Source organism: Thermoflavimicrobium daqui (assembly GCF_003313465.1).
GTDB classification, from domain to species: domain Bacteria; phylum Bacillota; class Bacilli; order Thermoactinomycetales; family Thermoactinomycetaceae; genus Thermoflavimicrobium; species Thermoflavimicrobium daqui.
The window spans coordinates 22,375-40,151 of record NZ_KZ845667.1; the positions used below are offsets into that span (position 1 = coordinate 22,375).

Here is a 17,777-nt window from a genome sequence, read left to right on the forward strand (position 1 = left end):
ATTGTAAACTTTTTTATTATTATAGTCAAATGAATATTATAATGAAATGATGCTTCTTTCCATTTTTAGAATCATATATGGATTTGCAAAAATGGAGATAAAAAACACCTGAAAACAGGTGTTATGAAGTAGGCATCGGGGTTGGAGTTGGTGGAGCATACCCCTTATTATATTTTTGGTCGATGATTTTACGTATTTCTAGCTTTGATTTTCCTTCACTTTTCATCATAGCGGATTCTAAAGCAATATCCATACAAGTACCACACATGGTTCCATGCGAATCCCAGACGACTTTTCCATGTTTGAATTCATGGATAAAGCAGTCCAGATTACTCTTATGGTTTGCACTTTTTCCACATCCACAGTAGCAAGGCATTTCATCAAGGATGTCAGCATGTTTCGCTGCAACTTTGTAGACATCTGTAACCCTTGGATCGAAATTCTTTAGAAAGTTAGGCATTTCATCAATATTCGCTGTGGTTTCTCGCAGATCTCCTGACATCGGGTTCGTCTCAGGTCCAGTATGTTTTTGTTCTTTCTGTATGTCAGTATGTTTCGCTGTTTCGTTTTGCGAACTACAGCCGATTAGCCCAGAAAAGATGAGGATAGCCATAGCTATTAACAGCCCACTTTTATGTTTCCACCATTGATTCATTGATAGGGCTCCCTTCTATATTGAGTATTCATGAGTCTCATGCTGTTTAAGATGACAAGTAGTGGTAGTTCTTGATCAATAATAACTAACTTGTTTCAAACCTAGAATCGTCTTCTTACTAGTAGAACGAGACATCAGTAATCGTGATGAGCTCAATCATTTCTTGACTTGTACCTACAAAAACGAGTTTATAACTAACCACTTGATATTGTTGTATATGATGACTAAATAGGTCAAGCGAAACATGTAAATCTTCGAATAATTTTCGATTTCCAGCATAGTAGGTTGTGTTTTAGATGACTGTTTGAGCGCATTGGATAGCTCTTTGTGATTGAGAACATGAAACTTTTGTTTTCTTGATCATTGTCATTTTTTAATGATCTCATTTTCTTTTTCATGGAAGTGAATCGTGGCGATTCGGACTATTTGTTTTACATGATCATCATCTAAGGAATAAAATACGAGTTTACCTTCTTTACGACTTTTTGCTAAACCCAGATTTTTTAATAAACGAAGATGGTGAGAGGCAGTTGCGATAGTAGAGCCGAGGATATGAGCGATGTCACAAACACATAGCTCTTTTTCTAAGGTAAGTGCATATACAATTTTAAGGCGTGTTTCATCACCAAGTGCCTTAAACATGACGCTAAGACCCGTTATTTCTGGAACCTGTTGACGTAGCTGCTGTACTTTTTCCTCGTCATAACAAAAAATTTCACATACATCCGTTTGTTGATTAAAAGTTGAATTTGTAGACATTTTCACTCTCCGCTCAAATAAAGATTTGATTAAAAGATAACATACTTATCACAATGATTCAATATTCAAATGAATATTTTACTATTGATAGTAGAAAAGCCAACTCTCGATTCGAAAGAATTGGCTTTGCGAAAAATAATAATGAAAAGAAATAGAGTATGATTATATAAATTTTAAATTAGCTGATGTTCTAACTTTTGTTTGTATGATACAACAAATATTTAGTAGAAGAAAACAGATTAAGGATAAGTGCAGTTGATACTTAGTAAGAGAATCAAAAAATCCTGTTTTTTTACACTCTATAGTTACTTTTTAAACATCGATTTTAATACGAAACCAACATTTGCAGGACGCTCTGCTAGGCGACGCATAAAGTATCCGTACCAGTCATTACCATAGGGAATATATACACGCATCGTATATCCTTCTTTTGCCAGCTCATGTTGCATTTGTACACGAATTCCATACAACATTTGAAATTCGAACTGAGTACGTGGAATTTGATGTTCTTGGACAAACTTTTTCACATGTTCGATAACCTTTTCATCATGGGTAGCAATGGCTGAATAATTTCCATATAGGAGATGTTTTTCAATAATCTTAATAAAATTATGATCCACATCTTCTTTATTAGGAAAAGCGACTTCAGGAGATTCTTTGTAAGCTCCTTTTACTAGGCGTAGATTGGGTTTAAATTGATTTAGGTCCTCAATATCTTCTTCTACTTTATAAAGATAAGCTTGAACAACTAAACCGATGGTTTCCCCATATTCACGGCGTAATTCTTTAAAAATATCCATGGTTACTTCATTATGAGCGTAATCTTCCATGTCAATTCGTACAAAGTTACCATATTCCTTAGCACGATTAAGAATTTGCCGCATGTTCTCCATACATAGATCCTTAGAAATGTCCAGTCCAAGTTGGGTTAGTTTCAATGAGAGATTGGAGTTTACTCCTGATTGATGAATCGCATCTAAGGTGCGAATACAATAATCAGCGGACTCTTTGGCTTCTGCTTCATTAAATACAAATTCCCCTAGATGGTCAAGAGTAGCTACAATACCATTCTTATTTAGATTGTGAACAACCTTAATGGCTTCATCGATGGTTTCACCAGCAACAAAACGACTAGCTCCAAAACGCAACCCCCATTTTTTGGCAGCTTGGTTGGCTAAGCGATTTTTTGACAAAAACAATAGTGTATTACGCATTAATTGTTCCATGACCATTCACCCTTCCATTTATAAAGAAATTTTATTTACTCAAGTAAATATGCAAGATCCATGCCAATTTTTTTAGCTGCAATCGTTTACATTTTAGAATTACTTTTATACAATTTTGTATAAAAAAATGAACAAAAATGTATAAATGAACAGATCTGTTTAAAAGAGGAGCTAGGGTTATGAATCATTATCAAGCTGAGACGATCTTACAGGTATTATTAGATATTGTTAATGAAGCCATTACGATTGTAGATATGGAAGGTACAGTGATTTATTGGAATCAAACAGCTGAAAAGCTTTATGATATCCCAGCTGCAGATATCGTTGGGCAAAATATTACTCAGTTTGATTGGAACTCATTAAAGATTGCACAGATTTTAAACGAGCGGCGCCCAATTTACCAAGCTTACCATGAACCAAAGCCAGGAAAGCATGTTTTAGTTACAGCAGTACCCATAAAAATGGGAGAAAGTGTAATTGGTGCTATCGCTTCAGAACAAGATGTAACGAAGCTGGTTCGTCTAGGGAACGAATTAATCACTCGAACCTCACAATTACATAACTTAGAAGAAAAAATAACCCAGTTAGCACCGAATGATGATCCTTTTCAGTCTATAAAAGGTCATGGTCCTGCTATTTCCCAAGTGATCGGAATTGCACGTCGTGTAGCTCCAACGAATGCAACGGTACTCATTTCAGGGGAGTCTGGAGTGGGAAAGGAATTATTTGCTCATGCGATCCATCGAGCGAGTAAACGTTCCAAAGAGCCTTTTATCGCAGTCAATTGTGGTGCGATTCCGGCTGCATTGTTTGAGAGTGAGTTATTTGGTTATCAAGGAGGAGCTTTTACAGGAGCGGATCAAAAGGGAAGACCTGGGAAACTCGAACTTGCTCATAAAGGGACCCTTTTTCTAGATGAAGTGGGTGAATTACCACTTGATATGCAAGTAAAGTTATTACGTGTTTTACAGGAGCGATTATTCTATCGAGTGGGTGGAACTAAACCTGTTCAAGTTGATGTTCGCATTATTGCTGCTACCAATCGAAAGTTAGAAGAACGAATTCGCCAAGGTGCATTTCGTGAGGATCTTTTTTATCGATTAAATGTTGTTTCGATCGAGATACCACCATTGCGAAGTCGTTTAGAAGACATTCCTGAACTCATTCAGTTGTTCGCACAAGATATTGCTGTGAACTATGAAAAGCCTGTTCCTATTTTTGATCCAGAGGTATTGGTTACCTTTATGAATTATTCATGGCCAGGAAATATTCGTGAGCTACGTAATGTCATTGAACGACTGGTGATCCTAATGGAGGGAGAAGTGATCAAACGGGAGCATCTTCCTTCAACCATTCAAGCTCCACGTATTGAAGTAGATCAAATGACTCATGGCTTAGCACCGACTGGGAGTGTCCAAAGCAAAGCAGATGAATTACAGCGTATTCAACATGCCATACAAACAACTTATGGGAATAAAACCGCTGCAGCTAAACTGTTGGGGATTTCTCGTGCGACTTTATATAATAAAATGCGCAAGTATGGATTGAAATTTAGATAACCATGATTATGTTAGGGTTTTACTCGTATTAGTGATTTTACTAAAACAACCGGATCAGAGATTAAATATATTGATACTGTTGAAAAAATATTAGATGGTACACAATTACAAGAAAAGATTAAACCATTCAATAAATCTTGGGGAGAAATTAATAAGTCAGCTAGAAATTCAGAGCAGGAACAATAGTCATTAATGTTGATAGTTTTATCATTCTAATGAAACATAAACATCCCAATCCAATGAAAATGGATTGGGATGTTTGTTTATAGAAGCTATATCTAGCAGCTTATGATTTCATAACAAAAGGAGTCTTATTTTTTTGGATCGAGTTGACAAATAATTTGGCGATTTCATCATAACCGGATTGATTGGGATGAACTTCGTCACAAAAATAGTCAAATCGATGATAAAAAGTATCAAACGGATTAATCATATAAATCTGGTATTTATTACATATGCGTTCGTAGCATTTATTCATCGTTTGTACAAACCAAGAAGCTTGTTTTTCACCCAATTTATAAGCGGGGATAGGAACATAAAAGCCAAGTAAATGAACGACAGCATTCGGAGCTTGTGTACGAATAATATTAAGAATTTGTTCGACTTGTGTTTGTACTTTACGAATGGTTTGAAATAAATTTTTTAGTGATAATGATCCGCTTTCATATAAATGAATAAAATCACAACCACCTGTTGTTATAGAAATATGGGTAGATTGGGGGATTAAACGAGATAGGCTAGGAATATTAAGTAAGGTAAAAAGCTCAGTCGATGTCATTCCCGATATACCAAAGTTCCGATAAGTACAATGATCTGAAATGCGTAGGTGATTAAAATATTGAGATACCCAGTGTTGATTTGGACTCGCAGCTCCGACTCCCTGAGTTAAGGAGTCCCCAAATGCTAAATAAGAAACAGATGCGGTGTGCTCCTTTGTCATGCTTCCTTTCCACTCCTGTTCCGCTAAATAATCAGTGGTTTTAGTTTGCCCTAAATGAGTAATCTATCTCCTCTATATAGGTTTTTTTTGTTACCAATATGATCCATGAATATAAAAAGCAGGATTAAAAAGTTAAAACGATTGAACACTTTATTGACAATACATTTTGCTTTCTTTATAGTAGTTATAAATATAACAACTATAAGGAGGTGGAAGGTTGGAAGAAGTTTATGCGGAATTACAAAAGCTTGGTTTTTCAAAATACGAATGTAAAGCCTATGTTGGGTTGCTCCAACATCACCCAGTAACAGGGTATGAAATCAGTAAACGGACAGGTGTCCCAAGATCTATGATCTATGAAGTGCTTGGGAAGCTTTTGGATAAAGGAGCTATTTATCTTGTTCCTTCAGATCCTGTTAAATACGTACCTATCCCTGCCAATGAGTTAATTCAACGCTTGCGAAAGCAGATTGAGCAATCTTTTTCATTCTTAGAAAGGAAGTTAAACGCTCTTGAAAGTGAAAGAGGAGTTGATGTAATCTGGCATATTCGTAATGATGAGATGATTATCAAAGAAATGATTGAGATGGTGGAAAAAGCGAAGAATGAATTATGGTTATCCATTTGGGAACCACAAATTCCAATGATTAAAGAGGCTGTAGAAAAACGTATCCATGAAGGAATTCCTGTTTTTTCCATTCTCTTTGGAGCTCCTGAAATACAGCTTGGTTTTACTTTCCATCATAACTATATGCCTCCTGATGTAGTTAAGGAAAGAATAGGTGGCAATCTTACCATTGTAACCTGCGATGGTCAAGAAGTGCTGATTGCTAACTTCTTGGAGAATGCTACTTCGTGGGCGGTTAAGACGCATGATCCTGCATTAGTATTAGTGGCTACTGAATATATTCGACATGATATTATGATCGGAGCTATCACCAGAGAGTTTGGCTCAGACAAGCTGGATTCGCTTTGGCGAAATGATCCAGACTTAGTTCATATCGTGACAGGAAGGCGGTTCAGTCCATGAGCCGTTTTTTTAGAAAGTATTTAGCGTAGTTAGTATGATAACTCCTATAGAAGAGAGAGGGGGAGTAATAAAATGTCTAAAGTTTATCTGCAAACGAATGCAATCGGAGCCAAAATCTCCTTTTTACAAGGGGTAAAGGATTGTATTCCCACTGTTTTAGGCTATTTTAGTATAGGAATTGCAGCAGGAGTGGTTCAAAAAACAGCAGGCTTTACAATCTTAGAAATTACACTTATTTCTCTACTGCTTTATGCTGGATCAGCCCAATTTATAGTAGCTGGAATGTATACAGCAGGAGCATCTATATCGGCGATTATTTTTACAATCTTTTTGGTAAATTTAAGACATCTTTTAATGAGTGCAGCCCTATCTTCATATTTCCGACATCTTCCTTTCTGGAAAAATGTATTGATCGGGTCACAATTGACTGATGAAAGTTTTGCTGTTGCTTCAAATGAATTATCGAATAAGTCGAAAGTAAATGAGTATTGGATGTTTGGTCTGAATTTTACTGCTTATATCAACTGGTGTTTAGCTAATGTAGTTGGTGGCATACTAGGAGATTGGATTCCACAACCAGAAAAGTTCGGTTTAGATTTTGCGTTACCCGCAATGTTTATCGGCTTGTTCGTTTTACAAATATTAAGCCGTCGTAAGTTTTCTCTTGATACTTTGGTTACGATAAGCTCTGTTGTGGTAGCGATAGGAGCTAGTTATTTTTTCTCGGATAGTACAAGCGTCATGATTGCTACGATTATTGCAGCAACAATAGGGATGTGGATTGAAAAATGGAGATAAGAGCAGATATTTTTATTATTATTATTGGCGGAATGATTGTTACCCTATTGCCTAGAGTATTACCTCTTCTCGTATTAAGTCGGATAACTTTACCTGAATGGGGGCAGCGTTGGCTCCAATTTATCCCCATTTCTATCATGGCAGCTTTAATAACTCAGTCGCTTTTTATGGCAAATTCGCTCGATCTTAAAGTGTGGATTGCTGCGTTGATTGCTCTTGGGGTAGCTGGTTTTACCCGTAGTTTGCTAGGGACAGTAGTAGTGGGGATGTTTGTGATTATGTGTTTACGTTATTTTTACTAAATATAAATAGTTCCATGGAATTAGAAGACACTGCCTGTGTGTATTATTCACAGTTTAAAGAAAAATAAGGAGTGATCAACGATGACCAAAGAACGATTTTTAGAGGAAACTTACTTAAGAGAGTGTGAAGCAGAAGTGATACAAATTGATGGTGAAAAGGTATATTTAGACCAAACTTTGCTTTATCCAACAGGCGGAGGACAAGAGCATGATCAAGGAAAATTCATACAAGATGACCAAAATTATGAAGTGATAAAAGTTAAAAGAGAGAAAGGGAAAATCGTACACTATGTTAAAAACGCTGATAATTTAAAGTTAGGAAAAATTAAGGTTCAAATTGATTGGGATCGTCGATATGGGCTAATGAGACATCACTCATTACTTCATGTGTTGGGAGCTGTGATGTATAAGAAGTTTGGTGCTCTTTGTACTGGAAATCAAATTTATCCAGATAAAGCTCGAATCGATTTTAATGAAATAAATAATCTAGACGAAGAACAAGTAAAGGAAGTCATCCAAGAAGTAAACCAAATCATTTCCGAGGATAAGTCGATTTTTATCAAGTCGATGAGTCGCCAAGAAGCTGAGCAATCTTCAGGAATGATAAAAACAGCGATTAATCTTTTACCTCCTTCTGTGCAAAGGGTTCGTATTGTCTGTATTGATTCGATCGATGAACAAGCTTGTGGAGGAACTCATGTTCAAAGAACTTCTGAAATTGGAACATTATGTATTGATCGGATTAAAAGTAAAGGTAAAAATAATAAGCGTTTTGAAGTGCGGGCTGTTTTATAAGAGTAAGTTACATCATTTAATTAAGAACATAGTTTTTAGATTGGGGAGAAGCGCTTTGGCGTAGGATCAACTTTTGATTAATAATTGGCTGGGATAAGGAAGCGATAAGTTGGTGATTTAATAGTAAAAAGAAGCGTAGGAAAGTGATTCGGGTAAACATTCGAATCACTTTTTATGTAGATTTAATCTTTTGGCTATTAGTTAGATATATACTAGATTGGCTTATACGAAATGATTGACATATGAAACATTTTGTATAATATGAAAATTGTATGATAGGAGGGATCAAAGTGAAAAAGTTTTTAACAATGAGTCTAGCAATAGCACTATGTTGGGGAATGTCAGCTTGTAGTAGTACTTCCGCAACAACAGCTTTGGCCGAATTAGTCAATACGCAAGGAAAGAAGGTTGGTACAATCGAGTTAAAGCAGGTAAGTGAAGGGGTTGAATTGAGAATAGCTGCCGAACAGCTTCCACCAGGATCACATGGATTTCATATACATGAGATTGGTAAATGTGAAGTACCTCATTTTAAATCAGCTGGTGGACACTTTAATCCTACGGATAAAAAGCATGGTAAACATAGTTCGCAAGGTGCACATGCTGGGGATTTAGAAAATCTTGTGGTCGATTCACAAGGTAAAGTGACAAAGTCACAAGTAATAACTGGTGTCACATTGGAAAAAGGGAAAGCTCAATCTTTATTAAAAGATCAAGGGACAGCTCTAGTTATTCATGAAAAAGCAGATGATTATAAAACAGACCCTGCTGGTGATTCTGGTAGTCGAATTGCATGTGGCGTGATTAAAGCAAAATAGGATATCAATACAATTAGTGGATTGTTAAAAAACGGCTATACAAGAATGTCATGTCAACAATGTAGTTTTAAGACATCTATTTCATAAATAAACCTTCCTTTTTTTATAAATAGGAAGGTTTATTTGCTTGAATGAAGAAAGAAACTATAGCTATATTTTTGAAGATCATAGTAAATCATGTTAAATAAATAGGAGCTTGTAGAAATTTAAGGTCGGTAGGTTTAGAGTTGATAGGATTTCGGGAAATGATTCAACAAACAAAAGGGACATTTATAATTGAATAGGGTGATAGCCAAGATTGTTATTAAAAATAGATGAAGTAAATAGGAGTAAAAAGGAAAAAGAAATCGCTACTTAAGTAGGCTTTACCAACTGATAAAAGTATTTTTTTCAACTATATAAATCAATTACTTTAATCACTATTAACACCTTCATGTACTTTGTGAATCTAGTGTGAAAAGATGTATAATAATAAGTCCAATAGTTAGTAACCATAGGCTAGAGAGAATAAAACTTTTTAAGTAAATTAGGACAGGATAGTCAGAGATTCTTCATTAATGTGAAGTGATGCAGTATCTATATGGTGTTAAAGAGATTATTTACCTAGTCCTTAGTCAAATATATGACTTACTTCATGAAAAAATGCACAAAGTGATAAAGACTTTTAGACTAAACACATCATATAAAAAAAGACCGTGGAATAAACCACACGGTCTTTTAATCTCTCCATTTAATGTTACATCCGATGCTGGGCTTTTGTTTCACAGTTACTGGGGCATTTTGTAGCAAACTATCGAGAGCTAAGCGAATGGTCTCACCTGTTACTGGCAAATCATTACCAGGTCGAGAGTCGTCAAGTTGACCACGATAAACGCATTTCATTTCTTTATCAAAAATATAAAAGTCAGGAGTACATGCTGCTTGATATGCTTTCGCCACTTCTTGAGTTTCATCAAATAGATAAGGGAATGGATAACCAAGCTGTTGTGCTATCTCTTTCATTTTTTCTGGTGAATCGTCTGGATACTTTTCTGCATCATTGGCATTAATAGCTATGAATGAAACTCCTTTAGGTAAATAGTCGTTGGCTAGTAGTACCAGTTGGTTCTGTACATGCTTGACATATGGACAGTGATTACATATAAACATCAGAACAGTTGCAATATTTGATCGAAGTTCTTGAAGTGAAACCGTTCTACCAGAGACTACATCAGGTAAGTTAAAAGAAGGAGCTGTTGTTCCGAGTGGAAACATATTGGATTCAGTCAATGCCATTATAACTAACCCCTTTCGTGGTTATAAGATGTTTATCTTTAAATTAAGTAATACTAAGCTGAAAATTTTGAAAAGAATTATTCAAACGATAAAAATCCCTTTTATATTATAACATATTAATTGGTTGAAACTGTATACTAAACTCACAAACTTCAAATAAATTCAGTTATAATAAAAAAACAACCATAATTTTTGGAGGGTTGATAAATGCTAGAAAATATAAGTGATGTTAATTGGGGAAATTTGACACATGCTTATGGCTCTGCGAAGGATATTCCACAACAAATATATAAATTAACATCAAAAGATGAAAAGATTTGGTGGGCCTTTTTTGGTAAACTATCAAATTATATTTTATATAGAGACAAATACATTTTTGAAGCGACGTCTTATACTGTTCCTTTCTTAATTGAACTATTAAAAGACAACAATACATTAAATCGAGAAAATATTTTAGAGCTACTTGCAGGTATTTCGAATGGAACTTCTTATAAAGCTGTTTATCAGTATCCTCCTATTAAGAATAAAATAGTTCTAACTGAAGAAGCTCATCAAGAACTAGAACAAGAGATAGAGTGGTCGAAAAAAGCAAAAGAGGCTGTTTATCAAGGAGTCCCCATATATTATCAGCTGCTTGATGATTCAGATTTCTCAGTTAGAGAAGCAGCTATTTATACACTTGCATCTGTAAAATGGCTGGATGCGGAGATACGAACCAAATTGCGCAATAGAATGTTACATGAGACTTGTTCTCTCATTCGTACTAATCTAATTATAGCACTTGGTATACAGCGGGATAAACATAAACAAACGGTTGAGTTCTTAAATCATTGTGTTAATCAAAATCATGAACCATTAATTCAATTAGCAGCAGCAATTGCATTAGTCCATATTCAGTCCGGAAATGTTTCTAATCAAACTATTCGTGTATTAATTGATGCGATTAAAGACCCGGATCGTGTTTGTGCGTATGATAATCTACTGTTTGCTTCAATTGATATTATCCATGATATTAGTTGGTTATTGTGTTGCTTAACCAAAGAGCTGGCCACTCAATCACTCCCCCTTCTTTTAGAAGCATTCCGTAAAACTCAAAATGCCTTAGCAGCAATCGAACTATCTCGAACCATATTAATGATAACTTTTCATAAGCAGTGTATTCCTACCGGAACTCATTTTCATATGTTAACAGAAGAGCAACAAGAGACGTTGCGATGTATTGCCGAAAATGAGGTAGCTTGGAAGTTTAGTGTCAATATGGCAGAAGTATTGAGAGACTTTCGACTACCTAGTGATTATCAAAATTTTTGTCGATTTATCAAAGGAAAATAGCGATTCTACAATTATTGTAATGATCAATCAGATCTCGATAAAAAAGAGGTCTGATTTTTTATGTCGCTTATGTGAGCAAAGGACGAATTTAATTTATCAAATAAGAAAGATTATATAGAGAGAAGAAATGAAGGTGTGAATGGTCATGAGTAAGAGGAAATTTTGGTTCATTTCCTTCCTAATAATCATTGTAAATTGCTGCTTTCCAGTTGATGAAGCGAAAGCGAATTCATCTCCTATATGGATTAAAGTAGATTTATGGAAGCGGCGTCTTAATGTCATGCAAAATAATTCTATATTGGACAGCTATTTGGTAGGGGTCGGAAAGGAACAAACACCAACACCTATTGGCAAATGGAAAATTATTGAGAAATCGAAAGGGTGGGGAGGAGGATTTGGTACACACTGGTTAGGTTTAAATGTACCTTGGGGAAAATATGGAATTCATGGAACCAATCGCCCCATGTCGGTTGGGAGAGATGTAAGCCATGGTTGTGTAAGGATGTTGAATACAGATATCAAGCAACTTTATAGTAAAGTTCCAGTAGGAACGATTGTTTATATTGAAGGACCTATCTTAGGACATGATGAATGGCAGTTGAAAAAACTAGTTCGTGGAGATCGTGGAACCTTAGTAATGTTAGTACAGAATAGACTTCAAGCAGCTGGACTTTATTCTGGAAATATTGATGGTATTTTTGGATTGAACTTAGAAGATGCCATTAAGAAATATCAAAAGGCTGAGCAGCTTTTGGTAACTGGGCAGCTTCAACAAGATGAGTACATCCATTTAGGAATTGTGGAGTGAAAAGATGACGATTAGAAGATATGTAAATTTAAAAAACGTGTGTATGGTTATAAGCCATTGCCTTTTGAATAAGGAGATGGCTTTTTTAGCATAAAAAAAGATGACCATTGTTTTATGTTGATAAATAGGAATATCAATTATTTAAATATTGTCCTAATTATATACATATGATATCATATAGATACTATATAAATATTATTTTATTACATTTTAAAATGAGAGGAAACGTTCAGATGATTAGCTCATTATCCATTGCCGGAATGGTCATTCAGTTTATTTTATCAGTCGGTTTTCCGATTTTTTTATTGCTTTATTTTCATAGAAAACAGGGAATTTCTTGGAAGTCCATAATGATAGGTGCTCTTACTTTTGTTGTGTTTGTGCTCTTTTTAGAAAAAATGATGCATTCCTATTTATTACAAGGGAACACCTCAACGGCAAACTTCTTTAAAAGCCATCCAATTATTTTAGCTTTATATGGTGCTTTGGCAGCAGGGATTTTTGAAGAAATCGGAAGATATATTAGCTTTACGATTCTTTTATCGAAATACCGTGAGCGTAAAGATGGTATTTCCTACGGAATCGGGCATGGGGGAATTGAGGCCGTTGTTCTTGGGGGAATATCAATTATCACAGCAATTAGTCTTGCATTAAGTATTAACGCAGGCACTTTTGACCAGATGGTAGGAAATCAACCAGATATGGGAGTATTAAAAAAGACTTTATTGGAAACACCTTTTTATATTTATTTTGTAGCAGCAGTAGAACGGATTGGGGCTGTTTTCATTCAAATCGCTTTATCCCTAATTGTTTTATATGGAGTAAAACAACAGAAATGGATTTACTTAGTTGGTGCTATATTGTTCCATGCCTTAATCGATTTACCTGTTGGTTTCTATCAAACAGGACTTATTCCACTATGGATAGCTGAAGGATTTATTTTAGTGTGGGCTGTTATATCAATCACTGTTATTCGTAAATCGAAAACATGGTTTATCAAATGATCTTTTTGAATCGGCAAGCCTCTATTCCATTATAAGGAGATAGTTTTTTCTCTAAAAATGGTTCACAAAACAATCAAAAATCCAATACTTATTTTTTTGATAGAAGGGTAAGTAGTTAGTATATCTATTTAATCCAAAAATGAAAGGACGGTCTGGGTGACTCGATTTTTCATTGGAATGGAAAAAGAGTTGTTGGTCGTTGATCAGGTTGGGTCCCAACTCAAGGTACAAAAAGAGCTACAAGGGATGCAAGTTACTTGTATTGCTGTTGATCCATTTTGTTCACAACGATTGTATTGTGGAACATTTAACAGGGGATTGTGGAAAAGCGATGATGCTGGGCAAACTTGGGAGGCGATCGGTGATCCCTGCCTCTATACCGATTCGTTGGACGAGTCAGGAATTCTCCATGCAAGTATAACAGCGATTGCTGTGAGTCCAACGAAACGGATTGGAAACTATGGTGTTGTTTATGTAGGAACGGAGCCAAGTGCTGTCTTTTACTCTGAAGATGGAGGAGAAACTTGGAAGGAGTTTAAGTCGGTTAGAGCTCTACCTTCAGCTTCAACTTGGAGCTTTCCACCTCGGCCTCATACCAGCCATGTTCGTTGGATTACACCTGATTTTCATCACGAAAATCGGTTGTCGGTCTCTATTGAATTTGGTGCGGTGATTCGGAGTTTTGATGGTGGCGAGAATTGGGAGGATAAGAAGTTCGGAGGACCATTAGATGTTCACACTCTATTAATGCATCCAACTATACCGGACCGTCTTTATGCAGCCTGTGGAGATGGATATTTTCAACCTGGAAGAGGATTTCTTGAGAGTAAGGATTTTGGGGAAACATGGCAACCTAATAGTGATGGGCTTGAGCACCACTATTTATATAGCTTAGCTGTTGATGTAAGAGATCCCAATATCATGATCGTGTCAGCAGCCAAAAGCCCTTATTATGCGCATCATGCTAAGTTGGGAATCTCGACGATCTATCGTAAAGAAGGCGACCAGCCGTGGCAAGAAGTTCGGACTGGTCTGCCAGCAAGTGAAGGGACTACCATTTCCATGCTGGCTGCTCATCCACAAAAAGCACATCAATTTTATGCTTTAAATAATCATGGGCTTTTTGTGTCAGATGACAAAGGTGTTACTTGGGAACGATTTGATTTTCCTTGGGATGAATTATATTTAGAGCAAAGGGCCCGCGCTCTACTTGTACTAGAATATTGATCGTTTAATAAAGTGACCTAAATGATTCAGGCTTTTTCAGTTGAACGACTTTGGTTTGCTTTGTTGTGAATCGAGGGTAAAATGAAAAAGAAAAAACGAATATGCCCATTTTGTTAACAAGCTGAGAGCCTATACCATGGCTCTCTTTTGAATTACAAAGATGAGAGAAGTCATTAGGAGGATATATGGGAGACATATACATACGCAAATTACAAATAGAAGATGCATTGCCTCTTTTAGAGCTACGGTTAAGAAATCGTCAGTTTTTAAAAGCCTATGAACCAATAACTCCCGATTCACATTATACTTTGGAAGAGCAGCAGAAAGTGATCCATTCTGTGGCTAGAAATTGGGATCAGGATTTAGGATATGGTTTCGGTGTGTTTTTACAACCCACTCATCAATTAATTGGACGCGTGAATTTAAGTAATGTAGTACGAGGAGCATGGCAAAATTGTACGATTGGATATTTTTTGGATCAACAGATGAATGGTAAAGGGTATATGACCAAAGCAGTCCAACAAGCCATTCATTTTGCTTTTTATGAAGTAAATCTACATCGTGTTCAAGCTGCGATAATGCCACATAATGTAGCATCTCTTCGTGTCATTGAAAAAGTAGGATTTCGAAAAGAAGGTTATTCTAAATATTATTTAAAAATCAATGGTAAGTGGGAGGATCATCTAATCTACGCCATAACACCTGAGATGTCAAATTAGACCATGAGTGAGAAGAGGTTAGTAGTCTACTGGTGAAAGCTGGATAACCGCCATAGGTTATCTTTTTTATTGATGGAAGAATTCATGTAAATAAATAAAATCTAATTGTAAATAAGTAATAGAAATTTCGTTAATAAACTTTTACAATAAACAAGTATGAAAAGTTTTTATATCGCTAGGTAGGAGGTGATTAGATCTCAGATAAAAACGGATGAAAAGAGGGATGATAAATATAATATGAGAAGGAAAGGTAGGGGTTATATTGTCTACACTAAACCAAGATGAGTTGATTAATAAGGAACAAGGAAGTAGTGTAGTTAAGACAGATAAGAAAAAAAACATTGACTTTTCTAAACCACTGTGGCAATCAATGATTATTTTCTTTATTCCTTTGGTATTTAGCAATTTATTACAATCCCTTGGTGGAACAGTTAGTTCTGTAATCATTGGAAAAAACTTAGGGGAAAATGCACTTGCAGCAGCCAGCGCGGTCTTTCCCATTACTTTTTTCTTAATTTCTTTTATCATTGGCTTAGGAAGTGCAAGTTCTGTTCTCATCGGTCAAGCATTTGGTAGTAAAAATATTGAGCGAATGAAATCTACAGTTGGAACTTCACTCACTTTTGCATTGATATTAGGGATTTTATCGGCGATTCTAGGAAATTTGTTTGCTGATCAACTTCTTACCTTAATTGGCATTCCAAGGGTGATTGCTGCGGAGTCTGCGCGGTTTATGCACATTTTGTTTACAGGTCTACCGATTATGTTTCTATATGTGATCTATACGACTTTTTTAAGAGGTACAGGTGATTCTAAAACTCCTTTTTACTTCCTGTTAATTAGTACTATTTTAACGATTATTCTTACCCCAGCTGTTTTATTTGGTTGGTTTGGTATCCCGGCGATGGGAGTAGAGGGCTCTGCTTTAGCAACCATTATAGCTAACCTTATTTCACTGATCATTCTTATTGTCTACTTGCGAAAAATCCGACATCCATTGGCGCTCGATAATGAGACGATCAAAAAGCTACGTTTAGATCCTGCTATTCTTCGTCTGATGGTAAAAATTGGACTCCCGACTAGTGTTCAGATGATTTTTATTTCATTTTCCGAAATAGCTATTGTTACATTTATTAATCGTTTTGGTGAGCAGGCAACGGCAGCATATGGTGCCATTAACCAAGTAATTAATTATATACATATTCCGGCCATGAGCTTAAGTATTGCTGTGGGTATTTTTGGCGCGCAACTAATTGGAGCTAACAAGCAGCAACGTCTTAACGAACTACTAAAGAACGCAATAGCTCTTAACTACATCATTGGACTTACATTGACGGGACTGGCCTATTTGTTTAGTAAGCCTATTTTATCTTTATTTTTGACTGATCCAACTACGTTAGCAACAGCCCAAACATCTTTATATATTACATTGTGGTCTTTTATTATTCTGGGACATAGCATTATTTTATCAGGACTCATGCGGTCGAGTGGGACCGTACTATGGCCAACCGCTTTAACAACTTTATCTGTAATTCTAGTTGAGATGCCTTCTGCATACATTCTTTCACATACCATTGGCTTGCATGGAGTTTGGCTTGCATATCCGCTGTCTTTTATTACTTCACTCATTGCATTATATGTGTACTATCATTTCTTCTGGAAAAATAAGAAACATACTCGCTTTTTTGAGAAGCCAGAGAAACAACCATCATAAAAATAGAGTTCAATGTTGAAAAAAGCAAGGGGAAATATGATATGTTTCTCCTTGCTTTTTTAAAATGAATGATTCAATATTGATCTGAAATATGCTATCATATTATTATGAAATATATGAATATTTCATAATAATATGATAAATAGGGGTGATGGAAGTGAAACTAAACCGAATGGTAGCATTTTTGTCCTTTTTTGTATTGCTATTTATATCAGGATTTCAGCCAGTAGCTAATGCAAAAGAATCAAAATCTCTTTACTATGTTTATGTAGGTTCTTTTAAAAGTAAAGAAAATGCATTAAATAGACAAGAAGCATTAGCTAAAAAAAATGTGAACTCATTTATCAAAACAGTCAAGATTAAAGGGGTTACCTGGTATCGAGTACAAGTGGGGGCATTTCAATACCATGCAAATGCCAAAGCGATGGTTAGTAGGATGAAAAAAGCTGGATTCCATGATGGTTTTATCATGCATCAAAAGATTGGGAAGATCTATAGTGTTTATGCTGGCTCTTATATATATAAATCTTATGCGATTCGCCAACAGAAGAAACTAGCAGCGAAAGGCTATTTATCCTCAATTGAAATTGCATTTGTCAAAGGGAAGAAGTGGTATCGAGTTCACCTCAAGGATTATACAGATCCCAAAGCAGCAGTAAGCTTTGTAAATAAACTAAAGAGAGCGAAAATCAATGGATCTTTTATTGTTGCCAAATAAATAATAGATTGGGGTTATTCAAAGAATGACCCCATATTTTATGTTTGTGTTAAAGTATCTTCTTTAAATAATAACGTTGATGACCGACTGGGCAATCC

The 17,777-nt window shown here is 35.7% G+C and carries 18 protein-coding genes; 13 read left to right on the plus strand and 5 right to left on the minus strand.

Going from position 1 to position 17,777, the window contains the following annotated elements:
• Window positions 1-121 precede the first annotated feature (121 nt).
• The 3 genes from DL897_RS09980 to DL897_RS09990 all read right to left on the minus strand — a co-directional run bounded on the left by DL897_RS09980 (window position 122) and on the right by DL897_RS09990 (window position 2,640).
• Window positions 122-655: a PCYCGC motif-containing (lipo)protein gene (locus tag DL897_RS09980; RefSeq protein ID WP_113659016.1), complete on the minus strand. Its 534-nt coding sequence runs from the start codon at window positions 653-655 to the stop codon at window positions 122-124.
• Window positions 656-1,021: 366 nt separating this feature from the next.
• Window positions 1,022-1,414, minus strand: a complete 393-nt coding sequence (locus tag DL897_RS09985; RefSeq protein WP_113659017.1) for an ArsR/SmtB family transcription factor — start codon at window positions 1,412-1,414, stop codon at window positions 1,022-1,024.
• 305 nt (window positions 1,415-1,719) lie between these two features.
• A complete protein-coding gene (locus DL897_RS09990) occupies window positions 1,720-2,640 on the minus strand; it encodes a proline dehydrogenase family protein (protein ID WP_113659018.1) in 921 nt (306 codons plus the stop codon).
• A gap of 179 nt (window positions 2,641-2,819) precedes the next feature.
• On the opposite strand from DL897_RS09990, the gene DL897_RS09995 reads away from it, so the two are divergent.
• The gene (locus tag DL897_RS09995; protein WP_113659019.1) at window positions 2,820-4,199 is read left to right on the plus strand and encodes a sigma-54 interaction domain-containing protein; all 1,380 of its coding nucleotides are present in this window, start codon (window positions 2,820-2,822) and stop codon (window positions 4,197-4,199) included.
• Window positions 4,200-4,485: 286 nt separating this feature from the next.
• On the opposite strand, the gene DL897_RS10000 is transcribed toward DL897_RS09995, so the two are convergent.
• The gene (locus DL897_RS10000; protein WP_113659020.1) at window positions 4,486-5,139 is read right to left on the minus strand and encodes a GDSL-type esterase/lipase family protein; all 654 of its coding nucleotides are present in this window, start codon (window positions 5,137-5,139) and stop codon (window positions 4,486-4,488) included.
• Between the two features lie 217 nt (window positions 5,140-5,356).
• On the opposite strand from DL897_RS10000, the gene DL897_RS10005 reads away from it, so the two are divergent.
• From DL897_RS10005 to DL897_RS10025, 5 genes are all read left to right on the plus strand, one after another.
• The gene (locus DL897_RS10005) at window positions 5,357-6,169 is read left to right on the plus strand and encodes a TrmB family transcriptional regulator (protein WP_113659021.1); all 813 of its coding nucleotides are present in this window, start codon (window positions 5,357-5,359) and stop codon (window positions 6,167-6,169) included.
• 72 nt (window positions 6,170-6,241) lie between these two features.
• On the plus strand, window positions 6,242-6,967 hold the full coding sequence (locus tag DL897_RS10010) for an AzlC family ABC transporter permease (protein ID WP_113659022.1): 726 nt from the start codon (window positions 6,242-6,244) through the stop codon (window positions 6,965-6,967).
• On the plus strand, window positions 6,958-7,269 hold the full coding sequence (locus DL897_RS10015) for an AzlD domain-containing protein (protein WP_113659023.1): 312 nt from the start codon (window positions 6,958-6,960) through the stop codon (window positions 7,267-7,269). The genes DL897_RS10010 and DL897_RS10015 overlap by 10 nt, the downstream gene beginning before the upstream one ends.
• 81 nt (window positions 7,270-7,350) lie before the next feature.
• A complete protein-coding gene (locus DL897_RS10020; RefSeq protein ID WP_113659024.1) occupies window positions 7,351-8,064 on the plus strand; it encodes an alanyl-tRNA editing protein in 714 nt (237 codons plus the stop codon).
• A gap of 290 nt (window positions 8,065-8,354) precedes the next feature.
• A complete protein-coding gene (locus tag DL897_RS10025; RefSeq protein WP_240627363.1) occupies window positions 8,355-8,882 on the plus strand; it encodes a superoxide dismutase family protein in 528 nt (175 codons plus the stop codon).
• 717 nt (window positions 8,883-9,599) lie between these two features.
• On the opposite strand, the gene DL897_RS10030 is transcribed toward DL897_RS10025, so the two are convergent.
• A complete protein-coding gene (locus DL897_RS10030) occupies window positions 9,600-10,157 on the minus strand; it encodes a thioredoxin family protein (RefSeq protein WP_113659025.1) in 558 nt (185 codons plus the stop codon).
• Between the two features lie 207 nt (window positions 10,158-10,364).
• Between DL897_RS10030 and DL897_RS10035 the strand changes: the two genes are divergently transcribed.
• From DL897_RS10035 to DL897_RS10065, 7 genes are all read left to right on the plus strand, one after another.
• Window positions 10,365-11,489, plus strand: coding sequence for a HEAT repeat domain-containing protein (locus DL897_RS10035; protein ID WP_113659026.1), 1,125 nt, complete (start codon window positions 10,365-10,367; stop codon window positions 11,487-11,489).
• Between the two features lie 145 nt (window positions 11,490-11,634).
• Entirely contained in the window at window positions 11,635-12,297 is a 663-nt protein-coding gene (locus tag DL897_RS10040) for a L,D-transpeptidase family protein (RefSeq protein WP_113659027.1), read from the plus strand.
• A 233-nt stretch (window positions 12,298-12,530) separates the two neighbouring features.
• A complete protein-coding gene (locus DL897_RS10045) occupies window positions 12,531-13,301 on the plus strand; it encodes a YhfC family intramembrane metalloprotease (protein ID WP_168188751.1) in 771 nt (256 codons plus the stop codon).
• Window positions 13,302-13,457: 156 nt separating this feature from the next.
• Window positions 13,458-14,528 (plus strand): WD40/YVTN/BNR-like repeat-containing protein, encoded by a 1,071-nt coding sequence (locus tag DL897_RS10050; protein WP_113659029.1) that lies wholly within the window; start codon window positions 13,458-13,460, stop codon window positions 14,526-14,528.
• Window positions 14,529-14,713: 185 nt separating this feature from the next.
• Entirely contained in the window at window positions 14,714-15,247 is a 534-nt protein-coding gene (locus tag DL897_RS10055; RefSeq protein WP_113659030.1) for a GNAT family N-acetyltransferase, read from the plus strand.
• 370 nt (window positions 15,248-15,617) lie between these two features.
• Window positions 15,618-16,961 carry an MATE family efflux transporter gene (locus DL897_RS10060; protein WP_113659279.1) on the plus strand — a complete coding sequence of 448 codons (1,344 nt, stop codon included), beginning with the start codon at window positions 15,618-15,620 and terminating at the stop codon, window positions 16,959-16,961.
• A gap of 157 nt (window positions 16,962-17,118) precedes the next feature.
• Entirely contained in the window at window positions 17,119-17,679 is a 561-nt protein-coding gene (locus DL897_RS10065) for an SPOR domain-containing protein (RefSeq protein ID WP_168188752.1), read from the plus strand.
• The last annotated feature ends 98 nt before the right edge of the window (window positions 17,680-17,777 follow it).

What these genes read in the sequence shown, in the direction of transcription:
- DL897_RS10030 (WP_113659025.1), bottom strand. Translation starts at nt 10,157, where the DNA reads ATGGCATTGACTGAATCCAATATGTTTCCACTCGGAACAACAGCTCCT.
- DL897_RS10000 (WP_113659020.1), bottom strand. Translation starts at nt 5,139, where the DNA reads ATGACAAAGGAGCACACCGCATCTGTTTCTTATTTAGCATTTGGGGAC.
- DL897_RS09990 (WP_113659018.1), bottom strand. Translation starts at nt 2,640, where the DNA reads ATGGAACAATTAATGCGTAATACACTATTGTTTTTGTCAAAAAATCGC.
- DL897_RS10060 (WP_113659279.1), top strand. Translation starts at nt 15,618, where the DNA reads ATGATTATTTTCTTTATTCCTTTGGTATTTAGCAATTTATTACAATCC.
- DL897_RS10035 (WP_113659026.1), top strand. Translation starts at nt 10,365, where the DNA reads ATGCTAGAAAATATAAGTGATGTTAATTGGGGAAATTTGACACATGCT.
- DL897_RS10045 (WP_168188751.1), top strand. Translation starts at nt 12,531, where the DNA reads ATGATTAGCTCATTATCCATTGCCGGAATGGTCATTCAGTTTATTTTA.
- DL897_RS10040 (WP_113659027.1), top strand. Translation starts at nt 11,635, where the DNA reads ATGAGTAAGAGGAAATTTTGGTTCATTTCCTTCCTAATAATCATTGTA.
- DL897_RS10055 (WP_113659030.1), top strand. Translation starts at nt 14,714, where the DNA reads ATGGGAGACATATACATACGCAAATTACAAATAGAAGATGCATTGCCT.
- DL897_RS09985 (WP_113659017.1), bottom strand. Translation starts at nt 1,414, where the DNA reads ATGTCTACAAATTCAACTTTTAATCAACAAACGGATGTATGTGAAATT.
- DL897_RS10020 (WP_113659024.1), top strand. Translation starts at nt 7,351, where the DNA reads ATGACCAAAGAACGATTTTTAGAGGAAACTTACTTAAGAGAGTGTGAA.
- DL897_RS10010 (WP_113659022.1), top strand. Translation starts at nt 6,242, where the DNA reads ATGTCTAAAGTTTATCTGCAAACGAATGCAATCGGAGCCAAAATCTCC.
- DL897_RS10015 (WP_113659023.1), top strand. Translation starts at nt 6,958, where the DNA reads ATGGAGATAAGAGCAGATATTTTTATTATTATTATTGGCGGAATGATT.
- DL897_RS09980 (WP_113659016.1), bottom strand. Translation starts at nt 655, where the DNA reads ATGAATCAATGGTGGAAACATAAAAGTGGGCTGTTAATAGCTATGGCT.
- DL897_RS09995 (WP_113659019.1), top strand. Translation starts at nt 2,820, where the DNA reads ATGAATCATTATCAAGCTGAGACGATCTTACAGGTATTATTAGATATT.